General features: G+C 44.0%; 4 protein-coding genes. All 4 read right to left on the bottom strand.

Annotation, left to right across the window (positions count from 1 at the left end; all coding sequences use genetic code 11):
* Window positions 1-14: 14 nt before the first annotated feature.
* The gene (gene cdiI, locus C5471_RS22485; RefSeq protein ID WP_133812679.1) at window positions 15-377 is read right to left on the bottom strand and encodes a ribonuclease toxin immunity protein CdiI; all 363 of its coding nucleotides are present in this window, start codon (window positions 375-377) and stop codon (window positions 15-17) included.
* 10 nt (window positions 378-387) lie between these two features.
* Complete coding sequence (locus C5471_RS24965) at window positions 388-1,335, bottom strand: CdiA family toxin C-terminal domain-containing protein (protein WP_133812678.1); 948 nt, start codon at window positions 1,333-1,335, stop codon at window positions 388-390.
* 245 nt (window positions 1,336-1,580) lie between these two features.
* The gene (locus C5471_RS22475; RefSeq protein ID WP_133812677.1) at window positions 1,581-1,868 is read right to left on the bottom strand and encodes a hypothetical protein; all 288 of its coding nucleotides are present in this window, start codon (window positions 1,866-1,868) and stop codon (window positions 1,581-1,583) included.
* On the bottom strand, window positions 1,869-5,854 hold a 3,986-nt coding region (locus C5471_RS22470), incomplete at its 5' end, for a DUF637 domain-containing protein (RefSeq protein WP_242688828.1).

Raw genomic sequence — 5,854 nt, 5'->3', positions numbered from 1 at the left:
GGGGAGAGTTGACTTTACTTTGGTATTTTTGTCAGTAACTCATTAACCTTATCGGTATCTTCTGGATGAAGTTTTAGATATTTTTCACAGGCTAATCTGACATAGTGATAACAGGTTTCTTCACTGATTGTTATCGTATCTTCATCAGTTGGTGGATAACCAACAGCAAACTGAACACCTTCAAAATGTTCATTTTCATCATAACTATTTATGTCAGGAAAAAAGCAATATACACCATCTAGTATAAAAGAGTCTTTTTGGATAATATTTTCTACGGCATCTAAAAAACGATTGTCATTATACATAAGATCAAAATAGCTTTTTATGATCCAATCAAAATTAGAATGATCATAAGGTAGCTCAAATAAAAATTTCATTTATTATGTCCTATTTTGGATGGAAGTTACTTATCCCACCTGTTTTCTTATCAAGATATACCCTAAATGTAACACCACTTGTTGTAGCATCATATGCTTGTTGGCCTCTAGCTATAGCTTGTTTGTAACCACTGGTAGCTGCTTGTTGACCTAACTCTAACATTTTCTTATCAGTAAAAATTTTAGGATCATAGATAGTCTTTTCAAATGGTTTTGAACCATTACCTTTGAAGTGAGTAATTTCACCTGTTTGAGGATGTTTAGCTGGTATTTTATATTCAATATGTGTAATACCTTTCACACCTGTAGGTGTTTCACTTACAATTTTTACGTTATATTGTTTTACTGCTGCATTAAACGCATCAGCATTGTGTGCCCCACTAATACCTGATTTTTGAGAAAAACCATCTACAGTCGCTAAATGCTTCGGCTGGTTAATCTGGAAACTGATACCTTCTGGGGTTGTGATGGTCGTCGTCCCCTTTCCAGCATACAACTTCTCTTTTTCAATCAAGCGAGTTACAGCATGGGTATCAGGTTTGGCATTGCTTAACAGCGGTTTTGAGGCATCCCTCAATTCTCCTGCCAGATTTTTCGCACCTTCTTGGGTATTGCCTAATATTTTTACGGCTCCGGTCGCTAAAACGCCCGTGCCAACCGCCGCTTCTGGCGCAATAGTATCCGCAACAAAAATGCCCACGTTATTCAGGCACAGAGCTGGATTAGTCTTACACCCTTCAAGCGCAATACGCCCTGCCGCTGCCATTTCAGCCGATCCGGCCACCAGTATATAACCGCCATAAGCCAGTGCATATCCGCCTGCGGCCACTGCGGTCACGGTTATCGCGGCATCACGTCGCGCAATAACGCGTTCTGCCGCCGATTTATCCCCTTTCTCTGCCGCCAGGATATCTTTTTGATTATCAACCGATAACTGATGCAACATATGCTCAGTCATGTTGTTACAGTAGACAAGCTCTGCACTGTAAGCACTTTCTGGGGGATAGCCTAATCAGTGTCCAGATCTCAACTCACTCTTAAAGGGCTCTGACTGGAACAACTCGGGTTTTATGCTGGCAGACCGGTTGTCATAAAAATAGAAGAATATAGCCCCCGATTGGATGAACTTCCCCCCGAATGTTATATGTTTGTCTAACCATTCGGGGGAGGATAGTTCACTAACGATCGGGGGATTAGTAATCATTATTGATATACTACTTCATAGTCATTACCCAATTCAGTTTGTAGTTTTTCTCGCAGATATTGACCTTTTTCCTTAAAAACTATTTCTGCTTCTGGGGTTGAAAATCCAGAGCTTAAAGGGTCATCCAAATTTAATGTTTCATCATATTGTTTAGACCAATTATTTAATTCCTCTTTGAGAGAATCACTAATTGGTAAAACATCAGGATCAATATTCCCAATCTCATCATCTGAATCAAGCCATAATGGATAACAATCGTAATCAACCATTAATTTTATTCTTTCCATCTATTTACTCCCTGCTGGATTAGCACCAACAATAAAGCCATTACTGCCAGTAGTCACTGCTACTCGTTGCTTTTGTCCATTGATTGTAATTTCATAAATCGGACGTCCAGTACCTTTTCCTTGATAACCGACAACCTTTCCTTTAGAAACAGCATCCATGACTATATTTGGTATTTGTGATTCTGAAACACCTATTTTAGCAAAGTCATTTGCATGGCGTTCTACAATATGTTGAAGCCCCGCCGATGAATTACCTTTCTCAAGAAACACTATTTTACCATCAGCTAACTTTTCAGCTCTTAAGACATTTTCAGGTAAAAATTTGACACCATTCTTAGACATTTCTTTAAGGTATTGTTGGTTAATCGTCCCCTTTCCAGCATACAACTTCTCATTTTCAATCAAGCGAGTTACAGCATGAGTATCAGGTTTAGCATTGCTCAACAGGGGTTTTGAGGCATCCCTCAATTCTCCTGCCAGATTTTTCGCACCTTCTTTAGTGTTACCTAATACTTTTACGGCTCCGGTCGCTAAAACGCCCGTGCCAACCGCCGCTTCTGGTGCAATGGCATCTGCAACAAAAATCCCCACGTTATTCAGGCACAGAGCTGGATTAGTCTTACACCCTTCAAGCGCAATACGCCCTGCCGCTGCCATTTCAGCCGATCCGGCCACCAGTATATAACCGCCATAAGCCAGTGCATATCCGCCTGCGGCCACTGCGGTCACGGTTATCGCGGCATCACGTCGCGCAATAACGCGTTCTGCCGCCGATTTATCCCCTTTCTCTGCCGCCAGGATATCTTTTTGATTATCAACCGATAACTGATGCAACATATGCTCAGTCATGTTGTTACGATAGACAAGCTCTGCGCTGTTAGCCGCACTGTAAGCACCTTCCGGTGTATGACTTATCAGGGCACCTGACAACGCCCCGATAAGTTTGGCTGTCTGGGTCTTGGCTTCATTACCCGTAAGCGCTTCCTGAAGCTGATGAATTTGCCGCTCGGCTTCATTTTTGTACGATGGTTCAAATAGCCGGCTTTCCATTGTAATTGCCGCCAGTTCTGCGGCCAATGCACCCACAGCCGCCCCTTTGGCATCACCGCCCCCCATTTCCGCCGCCAGGGCAGAGACCACTGCATGGCTAAGGGCTTTACCGGGCACACCCAGAATGTCCCCGTTATCCCCAATCAGCCCGGCCCCTTCTGCATTCATCTGATTGCCGATATTGGCAAGTAATGCGGTGGTGAAGTTATCTTTAAAACTGCCGCCATTAATCGTTGTCCCCAGACTGGCACCGATAATGGATTGGCCTGCAACCCGTTGAGCCACTTTGCTCCAGTCGCCGTTGCTCAGGGAAGGTAATGTTGCCTTTGATGGATCCAGTTTTGCGCCATTCGCTGCGTTATCCCATCCCATCACCGTGTCAAAACCCGCCAATGCACCGCCCATTGCCATGGAGGTCATGGTTGATTTAACGGTATCGCTGCTGCCCATGGCCTTTAAGGTTTTAGATAAGTCTCCTTGATTATCCACCAGGGCGACCGCCGCCTGAGAGGCCAGTGCCGCCATGCCGGAAGCTGTCGCACCGTAAGCCATTGAGCCCACAGTAGCCGCGGTGCTGGCGGTTGCCCCCGCTGCCGTCGCCGCTGAACCTGCCGTGCCTGCGGCTGATCCGGCCACCGAAGCCGTTATGCCTGTGCCTGCCGTCACGGTAGCCACGGCAATCGCTATCACCGCCGAAACCACCGGATTCAGGTGCTGGCTTTTATAATCCCAGCTGTCATACGCATCTTTGACTACGTTCCATTGCACATCCTGACGTTCATTGAGCCCTTTCAGCCAGGCGGTTTCCGGGGTATTACCGAAGGCGGAGACGACATTGTGTAATGACTGACCATTTTGGGCTTTGATATCCGCGCTGACACCGTTGGCTGCTTCTACGGTGAGTTTTCCACCGAGATGAATAGCAGGAAGCACCCAGGTATTTTCGGTGTAACCTTTATCTGTCTGCTTGATGTAGAACCCTTTGGAATGAGTAATCGTTTGCGCAAAGGTGCTGTTGTTTACCGCTTTAAAATTAACCTGACCGTGCGTGCTGGTCAGTCTGGCATGTTGATTGGCGGCGATTTTGCTGGCTTCATAGGTGCTGTCATCCCGGCTTAACAGGTTAATATCGCCGCCGCCGGTAAATTCAGTCACTTTGTTAGTAACATCATGACGGGTGTGTTTAATGGTTTTCTTTTTGCCATACCACTTACGCGTGGTCTCTGTTTTCTCATAGTGACTGGATTCTTCCATCGCCTGAGCGTACAAGTAACCGCCTTGTGCCGCGACATCCATTGCCCCTTTAGCCGCCAGTTTGGTGGCCTGGAACAGAATGCTGCCGGTTGAGATAACCGTGAGTATGCCGCCGCTGGTTAATTCAGTGCCCTGCTGAGTCACTGATTCGGTGAATTCCCGGTTGCCTTCCCGGTAGGTGTGATTCTGCACCGATTCAAAACGCATATTACCGCCGGTGGAGAGCGTGACATCACCATCAGAAGTCAATTGAGCACCTACAGTAGTGAGGGTCCCATTGGCTGCCATCGTCAGTTTTTTATCACCACGGACTTGGGCAATAATATGTTGATCATCCTTGTTGTTATCATTAGCCGGGTTAATGACAGAATAAGCCAGGGACGGTAATGTGATATTTCTTCCTGCGGATAATAATGTGTTGCCGTTAGCTTGTATCTGGACGGCTTTCCCGTTAATATCCCCGCCACTCATTATGCTGATATTATTCTTTGCCGTAATTTTGCTGCTGAGTTCTGTTGAGTCTTGCGGTAGAACATAATTTTTATATTCTACCTCGGCGGAACTCAAATCAATATCTTTTGCTGCAATTAAATAAATATCTTTCCCCGCAGAGATATCTGCGCCTTTGGCGGAAATATTATTTCCCGCATGGATTATCAGTGATTCGAGGGCATTTAATATTCCTGATATGGGGGCATTATGCCTGTTTGCTGTCTTTGATTTTGCAAAATTATAGGTGTCTGCATGGTTTTCTATAGTCACATCATTATTTGCTATCAGAGAGATATTTTTACCCGGTTGTAAATAGACGTTTTGTAAAAGGAGGTTTTTACCCGAGTTAATAGTTAAATTACCGACGGCATCTAATTTATTGGAGACAGGATGATCATTAGTACTCTGTTGGCGCCAAAGATAACCGAATTGATCACCATTATGCAATAGGATATCGCCATGACGGCTGATAGCAGTGATATCCTTTCCTTTTATATCACTTTGCCAGATATTGATATTATTGACGGCAACCATAGATAAATTATTGGGTGCCGAAAGTATTGAATTTTTAAGGGTAATATTGCTTTCAGAAATTATGTTTAAATCATTAGCCGCGCTGATTTTATCTTTGAGGGTGATTTCTCCACTGTGTAATAAGATATTTTTAGCAGACAGTATTTCCGACAGCGTTTCACTGCTGGCCGGAAGATCATAATAGAAATCTGAACTGGGGGGCGATTTACGTGGGTAGTCAGTATCAATATTAATGCTGTCGCTAAAGTCAGCGATAAGATGACCTTTCGCGATGATACTTGCCCGCTCAAGGATCAGGTTGTCTTTTTTTATGTCATATTTTACCTCGCCTGGCGGTAAAATATGATAACTTTTATCATCCCATGGGTGATATGTGTTGATTTTTTCGAGGATCTTATTAGAAGAGAGTTTGTAGATACCGGAGGGGGTATCAGGTGAATCGGTGATAGAAATATAAGTGTCTTTGGGGAAGTATTCAAAGAGATTAAAATACCCTGATGCTTCTTCCAATATTTTGCTGGTATTTGACAGTTTTTTTCCCGTCAGGAAAATATCTTTTTCAGCTTCAATTTTGCTCAATGCCTGATTTGATAATATATCACTGTTAATATAAATATTTCCACCCGATGTGAGAACACTGGGTTGCATACTTTTTA

The organism is Photorhabdus tasmaniensis (genome assembly GCF_011189505.1).
In the GTDB taxonomy this organism is placed as follows: domain Bacteria; phylum Pseudomonadota; class Gammaproteobacteria; order Enterobacterales; family Enterobacteriaceae; genus Photorhabdus; species Photorhabdus tasmaniensis.
The sequence above is the reverse complement of the archived record's forward strand: the minus strand, read 5'-3'. Positions and strand labels throughout refer to the sequence as shown.